We start from the raw sequence: 13076 nt of genomic DNA on the forward strand, positions 1-13076 counted from the left end.
TTGAGAAGATCAAGTATGTTGCTAACCTTATAGTTAGAGCAGCTTGGATCGCGTGGATAATATAGTTAAAGGAGTGACGGTCGATGACCGATGCTATTCGTAAGTTTCTTAAATTAGAATCAGCTGGCGGTATTATTCTTATTATCGCTGCGTTAATTGCAATGGTTATTGCTAACTCGCCATTGGCATCGATATATACTGACACTTTGCATAGCTATATTGCAGGATTATCAGTAGCCCATTGGATCAATGACGGTTTAATGGCGATTTTCTTTTTCTTAATTGGATTAGAAGTTAAACGTGAGCTGATTGAGGGCGCGCTTAATACTAAGGAAAAGGCAATCTTTCCGGCAATAGCCGCTGTAGGCGGTATGATTGCACCAGCGCTAATTTATACCGCATTTAATTACAGCGATCCGATGGCAGTGAAAGGCTGGGCCATTCCTGCAGCGACCGATATTGCATTTGCACTAGGTGTAATGGCATTACTAGGTAACCGCGTACCGGTGAGCTTAAAAGTGTTCTTATTAGCGTTAGCTATTATTGATGACTTAGGGGTAATTGTTATTATCGCCCTATTTTATAGCACTGATTTATCGACCATTGCGCTAACGGTGGCATTTATTGCGACAGCAACACTGGTTATGATGAACTTAAAGAACATCACCAGTATTCCATTATACTTAATTGTTGGTGCTATTTTATGGTTCAGTGTGCTTCAATCCGGCGTCCATGCAACCTTGGCTGGTGTGGTATTAGGTTTTGCAGTGCCATTAGCAGGTAAAGATGGTCGCACAGATACTCATTCACCACTTAAAACCATTGAACATGCATTGCACCCGTATGTTGCTTTCTTAATCTTGCCATTATTTGCATTTGCAAACGCAGGTATTTCACTTACAGGTGTCTCACTGGCGAGCTTATCAGCAATGTTACCGATGGGTATTGCTGCAGGTTTATTTATTGGTAAGCCAGTCGGCATATTTACTGCATGTTTTGTTGCGGTTAAGACGGGCGTTGCAAAATTACCAGATGGAATTAACTTTAAGCAGATATTTGCAGTATCAGTACTGTGTGGTATTGGATTTACAATGTCGATTTTCATCTCATCATTGGCGTTTGTTGGTGCGAATGAGAGTTTTGCAACTTATTCACGACTTGGAATCCTACTAGGTTCTACTGTTGCAGCTATTGTTGGTTACATAATGTTGAGTAAAACACTACCTAAATCAGAGGTGTAATATGAAAACGTTGTTAGTTGTTATTGCGTGTTTATTTTCATTACCTAGTGTGGCTGCTAATTATCAGCAGTGTACTAATGACGATCGTTCTGAGTTATGCCAAGCATACTTACAAGGGATCCATGATGCTAAAGCGACCGCAGTAAAAGCATCTACTGTGCGTGAAAACTCGTTTCGGCAACGGGCGTTAGAGCAACGCGGTGGCGAACGAGTACGCAATTTAGAGCGACTACAACGTTAATTGCGACTCAAATACGATCTTGGTTTGATTTTACTATAATTTATAGTGTCAAACATTGAACAGCCCAGTGGCACAGCGTAAGCTTTGCCGCTGGGTTTTTTTATTTAAAATAGCGGCAATGTCTCACTTAAATTATAACCATCTTTATTATTTCTGGATGGTCTGCAAACAAGGCTCAGTAACCAAAGCTGCTGATGCATTATTCTTAACACCACAAACGGTTACCGGTCAAATTCGTTCATTAGAAGAGCGTTTAAAAGGTAAGTTAACCAAGCGGGTTGGGCGTAATATTGAACCAACAGAGCTTGGCCAATTGGTGTTTAAATATGCTGATAAGATGTTTGATCTCAGTTATCAAATGCTTGATCGTATTAATTATACCCAGCGTGATAACCAATTGTTTGAAGTTGGTGTGGCTGATGCGTTGTCAAAACGATTAGTGAGTCAAGTGTTGCTTGAGGGTATACCGAACGATCAACGGATCCAATTAAGTTGTTTTGAATCGACCCATGAAATGTTGTTAGAGCAGTTATCACAACATAAATTAGACATGATTTTGTCAGATTGCCCGGTGAGTTCGACCCAAAACCCAGGTCTATATAGTAAAAAACTCGGTGAATCAGCGATGAGTTTTTTTTGCACCGATGATTTATCTGATGCTGATTTTCCTGCTTGTATAGAAGATTATAAGTTATTAGTACCTAGTCGACGTTCTGCAATGGGACGAAAATTACATCAATGGTTTGATCAGCAAGGGATCACGCCAAATATTTTGGGCGAGTTTGATGATGCTGCCTTAATGAAGGCATTTTCTTGTTATCACAAGTCGATGTTTATCGCGCCATCGATTTATGCTGATGAGTTGACCAGCAGTAGTCGAGTTCATGAAGTGAAGCGAGTGGTTGATATTTGTGATGAGTATTTTGTTATTTTTGCTGAGCGAATGATAATGCACCCTGCAGTAAAACGTATTTGTGCGGCGGATTTTAGTAATTTATTTTAAATAACCATAATTAATTAACGCCTTACAAAGATAAGGCGTTAATGATTACTGTTGTTAATGCTAGCCTATTGGTGCTGATTTTCTGCTAATGCGTCTTTAGTGTCTTTTTCTTCTTTATCTTTGGCTGCAATAGAAATACCAGCCGTTAAATTATAACGCATTGCATCTTCAAACGACCAGTCAACAATGGTGAGATCTTGACGTTTAACCAACGTTGTAACGCCCGCTATTTGATAACTTAGCGGAAAGAGTACCGGAACCCAGTCACCTTCAGGTAATGCGTTTGTCAGCGGTTCTGGGGTGTCATTAGCCATAATAAAGCCCACCACATAGGTATCATTGGCCTGATGGACTAACACTGTTTGCTGACTTTTATTTTTGTTGTCACTGCTCATCAATGAGGCAATATCATTAATGCTGCTATAGACCGTTTTAAAAAACGGGAATCGCATCAATTGACGAATGATAAAATCATATAGCCATGCGATAGGGCTGACAGAAAAAAGCAGTCCAGCAACAAACAATAAGATTAGAATGAGTAAAAAACCAGCACCTTTGAAGAGTTCATTGATGTGAACAAGGCCAAATAAAAAACTGCCTACTTCATCTAATGACTCAAAAAGTGACCAAAATAACCAAATACTTAATACTAGCGGCAGAACGTTGAACAAGCCGCGTAATAGCGTTTTTTTCATTTTATGCTCGAAGATGTGAAATAAATTCAACTATAAAGTTAGCAATATTAACGATTGAAGTGCTAGTTTTATAGCCGATGGCTAATGAAGAGACATAAAAAAACCGACCCTAAGGTCGGTTTTTTTTAATCTAGACTCATTAATTAAAATTAAAGAGCTTTGATTTTCGCTGTTAGACGAGCTTTGTGACGTGCAGCTTTGTTCTTATGAATCAGGCCTTTAGTAGCCATGCGATCCATAACAGGTTGCATTTCAGCGAAAGCTTGTGTTGCAGCTTCTTTATTACCAGCTTCAATAGCGATAATTACTTTCTTGAAGAAAGTGCGCATCATAGAACGACGGCTAGCGTTATGCTGACGACGTTTTTCTGAAGTTAGTGCACGTTTCTTAGCAGATTTGATATTTGCCAAGGGTGTAACTCCCAAATCTTGGTATGGTGACAATTTAAGGCCGAGGACTATGCCCTTAATCTTAATCATTGTCAAATGATTCGTGCAAATAACCGCCATACCAATCTAGTTGGCACTTGCGGATTAACACGGTTAATATGGCGACAGATTTTACCAGTATTTCGATTCAGAAGTCACCTTTCTGAACATCTTTTATGAGGTTTTTTTGTGAGTAAGCGTCTTTTACGCTCTGGAATGATAGTTAGCGCCATGACTTTGGTGTCCCGCGTGCTCGGTTTAGTCCGAGATGTGGTCGTCGCTAACCTTATGGGAGCAGGGGCTGCGGCCGATGTTTTTTTCTTTGCCAACAAAATTCCCAACTTTTTACGTCGTCTTTTTGCGGAGGGGGCTTTTTCGCAAGCTTTTGTACCCGTACTAACGGAATACCATGCCGCAGGTGACGTAGATAAGACTCGATTATTGATTGCTCGTGCTGCAGGTACCTTAGGCGGTATTGTTACCATCGTGACTTTAGTCGGCGTATTAGGGTCGGGAGTAGTAACGGCATTATTTGGTTTCGGTTGGTTCTGGGATTGGGTTCACGGTACTGCGCCTGGTGCTGAAAAATTTGAGCTGGCTAGTTTATTACTGAAAATTACTTTTCCCTATTTGTGGTTTGTTACCTTCGTGGCGCTATCTGGCGCAATTTTAAACACTCTAGGTAAATTTGCGATTTCATCGTTTACGCCAGTATTTCTTAATATTGCGATTATTAGTTGTGCGGTGTTTGTTGCTCCCCATCTAGCCAAACCTGAAATTGGTTTAGCGATAGGTGTTTTCATCGGTGGTTTAGTTCAATTTGGTTTTCAATTACCGTTTTTGTATCGTGAGGGCTATTTAGTACGGCCACAATGGGGCTGGAATGACCCTGGCGTGACTAAAATACGTAAACTAATGCTTCCCGCTCTGTTTGGCGTATCAGTCACTCAAATCAATTTATTGCTTGATACTTTGATTGCGAGTTTTCTGATGACGGGATCAATCAGTTGGTTATATTATTCTGATCGCTTATTAGAATTCCCGTTAGGCCTATTTGGTATCGCAATTGCGACGGTAATTTTACCGGCACTATCACGTAAGCATGTTGATAAATCCCCTGAGCAGTTTTCACATACCATGGATTGGGGGGTGCGAATGGTGTTGATCTTAGGTATTCCTGCAATGCTGGGGATGATCACCTTAGCCAAACCGATGTTAATGGTGATGTTCATGCGGGGTGAGTTTGATCTGTATGACGTTAATCAAACCGCAATGTCGCTATGGGTAGTATCAGCAGGTTTGCTTAATTACATGTTGATTAAAGTCTTTGCGCCTGGTTATTACGCTCGCCAAGACACTAAAACACCAGTAAAAATTGGTATTATTGCCATGGTTAGTAACATGGTATTTAACGGTGTTTTTGCCCCATTTTATGGTTACGTTGGTTTATCGATTGCGAGTGTGTTATCAGCTTTGCTAAATGCTGGGTTGCTATATCGAGGCTTACACAAGGGAAATATTTACCGCGTTAGCCGTCAGACATTACTGTTTGTACTGCGATTAGCGATTGCTGGTGTGGTGATGGTGACTGGATTACTCTGGTTTAGTCCAACCACTGAGCAATGGTTAGCTTTCCATTTACTAGAACGAATGATGTGGCTGTTTGGTTTGATCTTTGGTGGCAGTGGTCTTTATCTACTATGTGCGATTATTTTAGGTGTTCGTCCGCGTCATCTGCGTGCGGAGAGCTGATTGAAACCGCTGAGTAGTATATAATTCACCAGCTTTACGCGAGAAAGCTTTTTTCAACAGTAATGGTGGTAGATGACTTTCCGCAGTTATTAAATTTTTGGCTGTTATTGGTCATCATATAAACAAGTAACCTGATTGTAGGATGAACGAATAGCCTTATGAGTACTGACATAGTTAAATCACCTATGGAATTGATTCGAGGTATACCCAATATTCAGCCATACCATCATGGTTGTGTGTTGACGATCGGTAATTTTGATGGCGTCCATCTTGGTCATCAAACCTTGCTTAAACAGGTAGTTGCGAAAGCACATTCAATGGGACTTGCCGCAACGGTGATGACGTTTGAGCCACAACCACAAGAACTTTTTGCTGGTGATAAAGCGCCAGCAAGGTTAACCCGTTTTCGCGAGAAATATGTAGAATTGAAAAAAGTCGGTATTGATCGATTATTGTGTGTTAATTTTAATCATCATTTTGCTGCCATGACTGCTGAATATTTCGTCGAATGCTTGTTGGTAAAGCAATTGGGTGTTAAATTTCTGGTTATTGGTGATGACTTTCGTTTTGGTCAAGAACGACGTGGTGATTTTGCAATGCTGGTGGCAGCTGGTAAGAAATACGGATTTGAAGTAATTAGTACTGCAAGTTTTTGTGTTTCACAGCAGCGAGTAAGCAGTACTGCAATTCGTCATGCGTTAGCGAATAATGAATTAGAACAAGTAGAACAAATGCTTGGTCGACCATACAGTATTCGTGGTCGTGTCTCACACGGAAGAAAATTAGGCCGTACTATCGGCTTTCCAACAGCGAATATTCCACTAAAACGCCGTGTAGCACCTGTTGCAGGGGTTTACGCGGTTGAAGTGCTGGGTATTACCGCCGCACCTATTGCAGGTGTAGCTAATGTTGGCCACCGACCAACGGTACAAGGTGTACGACAACAACTGGAAGTTCACCTATTTGACTATCAAGCGGATCTTTATGGTCGCCAGCTTGAAGTCGTGTTACGCCATAAATTGCGTGACGAACAAAAATTTGAATCATTCGATGCGCTGAAACTACAAATCGAACGAGATGCTCAAGCAGCACGGGTGTGGCTGTCTGAGCGTAATAATGTCCAATTTCGCCCAAGTAACGGAATCTAGAATCCATGAGTGACTATAAAGATACCCTGAACCTGCCTGAAACAGGGTTTCCGATGCGAGGCAACCTAGCTCAACGTGAGCCAGCAATGCTTAAGCGTTGGTATGATGAAGATCTTTACGGTGAAATTCGTAAAGCTAAGAAAGGTAAAAAATCTTTCGTATTACACGATGGCCCTCCTTACGCTAACGGTGATATTCACATCGGTCACGCGTTAAACAAGATTCTTAAAGATATTATTATTAAGTCAAAGACACTTTCTGGCTTTGATTCACCGTACATTCCTGGTTGGGATTGCCACGGTCTACCGATTGAATTAATGGTAGAAAAGAAATTTGGTAAGCCAGGTCAAAAATTAACGGCTGCTGAGTTCCGCGAAAAATGTCGTGCATATGCTGCTGGTCAAGTTGAAGGCCAAAAAGAAAGTTTCATGCGTCTAGGTGTACTAGGCCAGTGGGACAAGCCATACCGCACTATGGATTTTGGTACTGAAGCCAATATCATTCGTGCATTAGGTAAAATTGCAGATAAAGATCATCTACTGAAAGGTTTTAAGCCTGTTCACTGGTGTACTGATTGTGGTTCTGCTTTGGCTGAAGCTGAAGTTGAATACCAAGATAAAGTATCGCTATCTATCGATGTTAAATTTAAAGCGGTAGATGAAGCTGCAGTATTAGCGAAGTTTGGCTGTGTTGCTGACCAAGGCCAAGGCGATGTGTCGATTGTTATCTGGACAACCACACCGTGGACAATGCCAGCTAACCGCGCAGTTGCTGTAAGTGCAGATCTTGAATACGCATTAGTACAAACACCAGTAACTGACGCACACCCTCAACCACAACGTTTGATCGTAGCGGCTGAGCTTGTGAAAGAAGTGATGGGCCGTGTTGGCTTTGAAGAATCAGAAATTCTTGGTTTCTGTAAAGGTGATGCATTAGAGCTAATGCGCTTTAATCACCCATTCTACAGCTTTGATGTGCCAGTAGTGCTTGCTGATCACGTTACAACAGAATCAGGTACTGGTTGTGTACATACCGCACCTGGCCACGGTCAAGAAGACTTCGTGGTTGGTCAAAAGTACAACTTAGAAATTGCTAACCCAGTTGGTAGCAACGGCGTTTACTTGCCTGATACTGAGATCTTTGCTGGTCAACACGTATTTAAAGCTAACGAAGTGGTTGTAGATGTATTACGTGAACATGGTTCATTGTTACATTTCTCAAAAATCACTCACAGCTACCCACATTGCTGGCGTCATAAAACGCCAATTATCTTCCGTGCAACGCCACAGTGGTTTATCTCAATGGAGAAAGCCGGTCTGCGTGCAAAAGCATTAGAAGAAATCAAGAGCGTGCAGTGGATGCCTGAGTGGGGCCAAAGCCGTATCGAAGGTATGGTTGAAGGTCGTCCTGAGTGGTGTATCTCACGTCAACGTACTTGGGGTGTGCCAATTGCATTGTTTATCCATAAAGAAACGCAAGAGCTTCACCCTCAAACATCTGAGCTAATTGAAAAAGTAGCACAGCTTGTTGAGAAAAAGGGTATTCAAGCGTGGTGGGATCTAGAACTAACTGACGTAATGAGCGCAGAAGATGCCGCTAATTACGAGAAAGTACTAGATACATTAGATGTATGGTTTGACTCTGGTGTTACTCACTTCTCAGTGGTTGATAGCCGCCCTGAGTTTAACGGCCATTCAGCGGATCTTTACCTTGAAGGTTCAGATCAACACCGTGGTTGGTTCCAGTCTTCATTGATTTCATCGGTAGCGATGAAAGACAAAGCCCCGTATAAGCAAGTGTTAACACACGGCTTCGTGGTTGACGGTCAAGGCCGTAAAATGTCGAAATCAGTGGGTAACGTTGTTGCACCTAAAGATGTGACCAACAAGCTTGGCGCAGATATTCTACGTCTATGGGTTGCATCAACTGATTACACTGGTGAAGTTGCAGTATCTGATGAGATCCTAAAGCGTTCAGCTGATGCGTACCGTCGTATTCGTAACACAGCACGTTTCTTCCTTGCGAACCTAAACGGCTTTAACCCAGAAACAGATTGTGTGCCAGTTGACGAAATGGTAGCACTTGATCGTTGGGCTGTGGGTCGTGCAATGGCGGCTCAAGAAGAGATCGTTAAAGCATACGAAGACTACAACCTACATACAGTAACTCAACGTTTAATGCAGTTCTGTTCTGTTGAAATGGGTTCTTTCTACTTAGATGTTATTAAAGACCGTCAATACACAGCAAAACGTGGCAGTCATGCACAACGTAGCTGTCAAACAGCACTTTACTACATCGTTGAAGCACTTGTTCGTTGGATGGCACCTATCATGTCATTCACTGCTGATGAAATCTGGAACGAAATGCCAGGTAAGCGTGATCAATTCGTGTTTACTGGTGAGTGGTTCGATGGTTTATTTGGTCTAGCTGAAAACGAAGAGCTAAACAATGATTTCTGGGCTGAAATTCAGCAAGTTCGTGGTGCAGTGAACAAGTTACTTGAAACAGCACGTAGCGAAAAAGTTATCGGTGGCTCACTACAAGCTGAAGTGACATTAACTGCAAATGCAGAGCTTGCAGCGAAACTGAATAAGCTAGAAGACGAATTACGTTTTGTATTGCTAACATCAAAAGCACAAGTTGTTGTTGCTGATAGCAAGCCTGAAGGCGCACAAGAAACAGATATCGAAGGATTATTTGTAACTGTGAATGCATCAGAAGCGGCAAAATGTGAGCGTTGTTGGCACCATGTTGCTGATGTTGGCACAATTGCAGGACACGAAGAAGTGTGTGGCCGTTGTGTAACTAACATCGATGGCGACGGCGAAGAGCGTAAATTTGCCTAATGACTAGTTCAACGCCTCAGCAACCGCTAACGCTTAAACAATCGGGTATTCGCTGGTTATGGCTAGCGATTCTGGTATTTATTATCGACAATGGCTCTAAGCTATTGGTGATGGACACGATGGGCTATGGTTGGCCAAACCGGATTGAAATCACCCCGTTTTTTAATTTACTGTATGTGCACAATACCGGTGCCGCATTTAGTTTTTTAAGTAGTGCGGGTGGTTGGCAGCGATGGTTATTTGCAGCGATTGCCTTTGGTGTTTGTGGTTTATTAGCGGTGTGGATGCGTCGTACACCTGCAACCAATAAAATGGCCAACATTGCGTATGCGCTAATTATTGGTGGTGCATTAGGCAATTTATTTGATCGCTTATACCATGGTTTTGTGGTCGATTTTCTTGATTTTTACTACGGTAATTATCATTGGCCTGCATTTAACATTGCTGATTCAGCCATTTGTTTAGGGGCTGCATTATTGATTCTTGATGGTTTTCGAGCCGATAAAGTCGCTAAAGCACACTAAACATTGATAGGTTATTAAAATATAACGCTGCCTGTGATTACAGGTGGCGTTTTTTTTTAATTATTAATTGGCGGTCTATGTTTGACTTCGATAAGACTTAAATTTCAGTGGCAATAGTTATACTAGATGGCAAATGGTGTGATGAGGAGTATACCCAAATGGCAAAGGTAGGATTAGATTCAAAATTTGAGCAACGATCAGGCTTACGCTGGCTATGGGTCGCAATGATTGTGTTCATGGTTGATTACCTAAGTAAAATTATCATTATGGGTACTATGGCTGCCAATGGGGAGAAACCGATAGCCGTATTGCCATTTATGAATCTGTATTACGTCCATAATACTGGTGCTGCATTTAGTTTTTTAAGTACCGAAGGGGGTTGGCAACGGTGGCTATTTTGCTTCATTGCTGTGGTGGTATGTGGTTTTTTAAGTTATCAAATGCGCCAAGCTTCGATTACAAAAACGGCGCATAATATTGGTTGTGCATTGATTATTGGGGGCGCATTAGGCAATCTTTTCGATCGAGTACATTATGGTTTTGTAATTGATTTTTTAGATTTTTATTATAAGAATCACCATTTTGCTATTTTTAATATTGCTGATGTTGCCATTTGTTGCGGTGCAATATTGTATTTATTGAGCAGTATTAACTCGCCTCGAACTGTTCCAAAGTAGCGTCAGAGTTGTTGAAGTAGGTAAAACCTTAGTCAGCATGCGTTGATACCCGTGACACTTTGTTGTTAAATAGTCGTAACCAATAATAGGGGAAAATATATGTCGGTGATCAAGGATAACAGCGAAGTGCTAATGCATTTTGCGATTAAATTGGCTGATGGGTCTGTCGCTGAATCGACATTTGCTAATGCTAAACCAGTGATATTTCGCATGGGTGATGGCAGTCTTACTGCTAACTTTGAAAAATGTCTATTAGGATTAACAGTAGGACAAAAAGCGACATTTGATTTAGCACCTGAAGATGCTTTTGGTCCTTCAAACCCGAATAATATTCATCATGTCGATCTGAGTAAGTTTAGTGCAAATACACCAGCTGAAGTTGGTCGTATTATTGCCTTCACAGGACCTGATGGGCATGATATTCCCGGTATAATTACTCAAGTAATGGGTGAGTCAGTGACCGTTGACTTTAATCACCCATTAGCAGGTAAGACAGTCACCTTTGAGGTTGAAGTTGTCTCCATTGAACGTTAAGAGCCATAATTGATGAAAATATTACTCGCAAATCCACGGGGTTTTTGTGCTGGTGTTGATCGTGCGATTAGCATTGTTGAGCGTGCACTAGAAATGTATCAGCCACCTATTTATGTACGTCATGAAGTTGTGCATAACCGCTTTGTTGTCGAAGGGCTTAAACAGCGTGGAGCTATTTTTGTTGAGGAATTAAGTGAAGTACCTGACGATAATATCGTTATTTTCTCGGCTCATGGAGTGTCGCAAGCGGTTAGAAATGAAGCTAAAGCACGACAATTAACTGTGTTTGATGCTACCTGCCCATTGGTAACAAAAGTACATATGGAAGTGGCTCGCGCTAGTCGTAAAGCGATGGAAGTGGTGTTGATTGGCCATGCTGGTCATCCTGAAGTCGAAGGTACCATGGGTCAATATGCCAACCAAGACGGTGGTATGTATTTGGTTGAGAAACCACAAGATGTCGATGCTTTAGTAGTAAAAGATCCATCAAATCTTCATTTTGTTAGTCAAACTACGTTATCTGTTGATGAAACAGCCGATGTCATTGATCGTCTGCGGCAGGTGTTCCCTGATATTCAAGGACCACGTAAAGATGATATTTGTTATGCAACCCAAAATCGTCAAGATGCAGTACGTGAAATGGCTGCCACGGTTGATGTAATGATTGTGGTCGGCTCTAAAAATTCATCCAATTCAAATCGCTTACGTGAGCTGGCGGTAAAACTTGGCACGCCGGGTTATTTGACCGATAGTGCAGACGATATTGATCCACTATGGTTTGAAGATAAAACTTTAGTCGGTGTTACGGCTGGTGCGTCAGCACCTGAAGAGTTAGTGAATCAAATTATTACGCGAATTAAGCAACTCACTAATGCTGCTGATGTTGAAGAATTATCTGGTCGTGAAGAAAATATGTTCTTTGAAGTACCAAAAGAGTTACAAGTAAAAAATATCTAAGCCAGTGTTTGTTTGTGATTGATGAGCCTCAGTGAAAACTGGGGCTTTTTTTATCATAGTCAACAAGCTACAGTGGAACGATATTATTATGAAATAAATAGTGTAGGAGACGCACGTTAATGGTCAGAATTGCAATAGCCGGCGCAGCCGGACGAATGGGACGTCAGTTAATTAAAGCTACTGCATTGTCAAATACAACGACACTAACGGTTGCTACTGAGCGTACAGGCTCGAGTTTAGTGGGTGCGGATGCTGGAGAGCTCGCAGGAATTGGTTTGGCGAGTGTTGTTATTATTGATGATCTTAGCCAAGCGATAGATGACTTTGATGTGTTAATTGATTTTACTGCACCAGTAGTCACACTGGCAAACCTTGAGTTATGCCAGCTGCACCATAAAAAAATAGTCATAGGTACTACAGGTTTTAGTGAGCAACAGCGGCAGCTCATTGATACTGCAGCTGAGCAGATAGCTGTCGTTATGGCTCCTAACTACAGTGTTGGAGTCAATTTGGTGTTTAAGTTATTAGAAAAAGCCGCCAAAGTGATGGGAGACTACTGTGATGTTGAAATTATCGAAGCTCATCATCGTCATAAAGTAGATGCGCCATCGGGAACAGCAATAGGTATGGGTGAAGCGATCGCTGGTGCGATGGGTAACAAACTCAGTGATGTTGCTGTTTACGCGCGTGAAGGGATCACCGGCGAGCGTACGCGTGATGAGATCGGTTTTGCGACCATTCGAGCTGGAGATATTGTCGGTGAACACACCGCTATGTTTGCTGATATTGGTGAGCGGGTTGAAATTACCCATAAAGCGACTGACAGAATGACATTTGCTAATGGCGCAGTGCGTGCTGCAGCATGGCTCAATAATAAGCCTTGTGGATTTTATACCATGACAGATGTATTGGATTTGGATCGATTATAGATTCAGTCTCGACTTGCTTTAAGACCTGCCATTGTGCAGGTTTTTTTATAACTGAATGATCGTTTACGATTTTTTTTATGCATGTTTGTGGGTATTTTGTG

General features: G+C 41.7%; 13 protein-coding genes. 11 read left to right on the plus strand and 2 right to left on the minus strand.

Annotation, left to right across the window (positions count from 1 at the left end):
- Window positions 1-83: 83 nt before the first annotated feature.
- The 3 genes from nhaA (at window position 84) to nhaR (ending at window position 2485) form a co-directional block, all read left to right on the plus strand.
- Window positions 84-1241: a Na+/H+ antiporter NhaA gene (gene nhaA / locus PAND9192_RS15335; RefSeq protein ID WP_087854485.1), complete on the plus strand. Its 1158-nt coding sequence runs from the start codon at window positions 84-86 to the stop codon at window positions 1239-1241.
- Window position 1242: 1 nt separating this feature from the next.
- A complete protein-coding gene (locus tag PAND9192_RS15340) occupies window positions 1243-1482 on the plus strand; it encodes a hypothetical protein (RefSeq protein ID WP_087854486.1) in 240 nt (79 codons plus the stop codon).
- Between the two features lie 118 nt (window positions 1483-1600).
- Window positions 1601-2485, plus strand: a complete 885-nt coding sequence (gene nhaR / locus PAND9192_RS15345; protein WP_060997704.1) for a transcriptional activator NhaR — start codon at window positions 1601-1603, stop codon at window positions 2483-2485.
- Window positions 2486-2550: 65 nt separating this feature from the next.
- Here nhaR and PAND9192_RS15350 read toward each other — a convergent pair whose 3' ends face one another.
- A complete protein-coding gene (locus PAND9192_RS15350; RefSeq protein ID WP_087854487.1) occupies window positions 2551-3180 on the minus strand; it encodes a DUF502 domain-containing protein in 630 nt (209 codons plus the stop codon).
- 149 nt (window positions 3181-3329) lie between these two features.
- Entirely contained in the window at window positions 3330-3590 is a 261-nt protein-coding gene (gene rpsT, locus PAND9192_RS15355; RefSeq protein WP_036796485.1) for a 30S ribosomal protein S20, read from the minus strand.
- 207 nt (window positions 3591-3797) lie between these two features.
- On the opposite strand from rpsT, the gene murJ reads away from it, so the two are divergent.
- From murJ to dapB, 8 genes are all read left to right on the plus strand, one after another.
- A complete protein-coding gene (gene murJ, locus PAND9192_RS15360; protein ID WP_087854488.1) occupies window positions 3798-5360 on the plus strand; it encodes a murein biosynthesis integral membrane protein MurJ in 1563 nt (520 codons plus the stop codon).
- A 185-nt stretch (window positions 5361-5545) separates the two neighbouring features.
- Window positions 5546-6508 (plus strand): bifunctional riboflavin kinase/FAD synthetase, encoded by a 963-nt coding sequence (ribF, locus tag PAND9192_RS15365; protein ID WP_087854542.1) that lies wholly within the window; start codon window positions 5546-5548, stop codon window positions 6506-6508.
- 5 nt (window positions 6509-6513) lie between these two features.
- Window positions 6514-9354 (plus strand): isoleucine--tRNA ligase, encoded by a 2841-nt coding sequence (gene ileS, locus PAND9192_RS15370; RefSeq protein WP_087854489.1) that lies wholly within the window; start codon window positions 6514-6516, stop codon window positions 9352-9354.
- Entirely contained in the window at window positions 9354-9878 is a 525-nt protein-coding gene (gene lspA / locus PAND9192_RS15375) for a signal peptidase II (RefSeq protein ID WP_087854490.1), read from the plus strand. Before ileS ends, lspA (PAND9192_RS15375) begins: the two co-directional genes overlap by 1 nt.
- Window positions 9879-10036: 158 nt before the next feature.
- Window positions 10037-10555 carry a signal peptidase II gene (gene lspA / locus PAND9192_RS15380; protein ID WP_087854491.1) on the plus strand — a complete coding sequence of 173 codons (519 nt, stop codon included), beginning with the start codon at window positions 10037-10039 and terminating at the stop codon, window positions 10553-10555.
- A 99-nt stretch (window positions 10556-10654) separates the two neighbouring features.
- Window positions 10655-11089: an FKBP-type peptidyl-prolyl cis-trans isomerase gene (fkpB, locus tag PAND9192_RS15385; RefSeq protein WP_060997655.1), complete on the plus strand. Its 435-nt coding sequence runs from the start codon at window positions 10655-10657 to the stop codon at window positions 11087-11089.
- Between the two features lie 12 nt (window positions 11090-11101).
- Complete coding sequence (gene ispH, locus PAND9192_RS15390; protein ID WP_087854492.1) at window positions 11102-12046, plus strand: 4-hydroxy-3-methylbut-2-enyl diphosphate reductase; 945 nt, start codon at window positions 11102-11104, stop codon at window positions 12044-12046.
- 119 nt (window positions 12047-12165) lie between these two features.
- Window positions 12166-12975 carry a 4-hydroxy-tetrahydrodipicolinate reductase gene (gene dapB, locus PAND9192_RS15395; RefSeq protein ID WP_060997657.1) on the plus strand — a complete coding sequence of 270 codons (810 nt, stop codon included), beginning with the start codon at window positions 12166-12168 and terminating at the stop codon, window positions 12973-12975.
- The last annotated feature ends 101 nt before the right edge of the window (window positions 12976-13076 follow it).

It is taken from the genome of Photobacterium andalusiense (assembly GCF_900185625.1).
Taxonomy (GTDB): Bacteria; Pseudomonadota; Gammaproteobacteria; order Enterobacterales; family Vibrionaceae; genus Photobacterium; species Photobacterium aquimaris.

Excerpts from the sequence above, each read along its gene's own strand:
- PAND9192_RS15340 (WP_087854486.1), top strand. The coding sequence starts at position 1,243 with ATGAAAACGTTGTTAGTTGTTATTGCGTGTTTATTTTCATTACCTAGT.
- lspA (WP_087854491.1), top strand. The coding sequence starts at position 10,037 with ATGGCAAAGGTAGGATTAGATTCAAAATTTGAGCAACGATCAGGCTTA.
- PAND9192_RS15350 (WP_087854487.1), bottom strand. The coding sequence starts at position 3,180 with ATGAAAAAAACGCTATTACGCGGCTTGTTCAACGTTCTGCCGCTAGTA.
- ispH (WP_087854492.1), top strand. The coding sequence starts at position 11,102 with ATGAAAATATTACTCGCAAATCCACGGGGTTTTTGTGCTGGTGTTGAT.
- lspA (WP_087854490.1), top strand. The coding sequence starts at position 9,354 with ATGACTAGTTCAACGCCTCAGCAACCGCTAACGCTTAAACAATCGGGT.
- ribF (WP_087854542.1), top strand. The coding sequence starts at position 5,546 with ATGGAATTGATTCGAGGTATACCCAATATTCAGCCATACCATCATGGT.
- fkpB (WP_060997655.1), top strand. The coding sequence starts at position 10,655 with ATGTCGGTGATCAAGGATAACAGCGAAGTGCTAATGCATTTTGCGATT.
- dapB (WP_060997657.1), top strand. The coding sequence starts at position 12,166 with ATGGTCAGAATTGCAATAGCCGGCGCAGCCGGACGAATGGGACGTCAG.
- nhaR (WP_060997704.1), top strand. The coding sequence starts at position 1,601 with ATGTCTCACTTAAATTATAACCATCTTTATTATTTCTGGATGGTCTGC.
- ileS (WP_087854489.1), top strand. The coding sequence starts at position 6,514 with ATGAGTGACTATAAAGATACCCTGAACCTGCCTGAAACAGGGTTTCCG.
- nhaA (WP_087854485.1), top strand. The coding sequence starts at position 84 with ATGACCGATGCTATTCGTAAGTTTCTTAAATTAGAATCAGCTGGCGGT.